General features: G+C 38.0%; 2 protein-coding genes. Both read right to left on the minus strand.

From position 1 onward, the window contains the following. Positions 1 to 101: 101 nt before the first annotated feature. Entirely contained in the window at positions 102 to 554 is a 453-nt protein-coding gene (locus BLO31_RS18165; RefSeq protein ID WP_070970091.1) for a hypothetical protein, read from the minus strand. Beyond that, positions 554 to 974 (minus strand): hypothetical protein (locus tag BLO31_RS18170; protein WP_217495137.1); only part of this gene is annotated, 421 nt, incomplete at its 5' end. The genes BLO31_RS18170 and BLO31_RS18165, both read right to left, overlap by 1 nt.

A 974-nucleotide genomic window follows, 5' to 3' on the forward strand; every position in this document is an offset into this window, starting at 1 on the left:
AATCACGCCCGCAAAATGAACCACCGCGAAGCTCGCTAAAGCCTCCTGCGTCACCCGATGAGTGAAAGGGATCAACTTTTTACTTAAACATATTCAGTATTTTAAAAACAATGAGCTTTAATCAGGACATTGTTACTACCAATACCCACCGTGATATTACCATCCTGTATATCCACATAGTTAAGTTTCCCAGTACCTAACCCTATTGAAACTTTTTCCTGCCCGTATTTTTCTCTAAAAAAAAATAGAGAAGAAATATCAGGTTTATTGATAAGACTTAAAGAGTAGTATTTTATTTCTCCCTCAAGATTCATACGATTAACGATTGCTTCTTCAAATAAATAGAAAGGACCAGAACTGTCTTCGAAAAAGTTAACACTCATATTGTTGTATCTATCTTCAATGGAAAAGTACCCCATATTGTCAGTTCTCCTTTCAAACGCTCTAGGAATTTCCCAAACACATCCTAGGTATTCCTTTTTATGGTTCGGAAGAATAGCCGAACCATAATTATAAAAGGAAAAAAATAAAGATAGTAAAACTAACCACCTCATTATTCATACCCCATAACATCACAATCGATACTTTGGCAATCATAGTCAAACACTAAAGAATCATCGTAAATCATAGGGCCTGCCCAATCCAATATACCCATGAATCCAAGAAGGTAAGATAGTACCCCTACTCGCTGGCTTATTGCTCCATATGCACTAACGGCTCCTTCACCCGAATATTGTAAAGCGCTCGTGCTTGACACTTTATTTACCATCCCTTCAACTGCCAAAATTCGTAACTCCGCAAGAAGTTCTTGCCGACTTAAATAGGCTTGTTGAGCCGTTTCTCCGGAGTAGCCATATATGCTCATCTCTTCGCTGTACTCTGTATATGTCAAATTTTCCAAGCGTTTTCTCTCTTTATTTACCGCCCAAGTTAAATAATGGTCTTCTGGTGTTTTCACTCCCATCTCGTTATAC

The sequence above is a fragment of the Vibrio sonorensis genome, from assembly GCF_001854765.1.
In the GTDB taxonomy this organism is placed as follows: Bacteria; Pseudomonadota; Gammaproteobacteria; order Enterobacterales; family Vibrionaceae; genus Vibrio; species Vibrio sonorensis.

Excerpts from the sequence above, each read along its gene's own strand:
- BLO31_RS18165 (WP_070970091.1), bottom strand. The coding sequence starts at position 554 with ATGAGGTGGTTAGTTTTACTATCTTTATTTTTTTCCTTTTATAATTAT.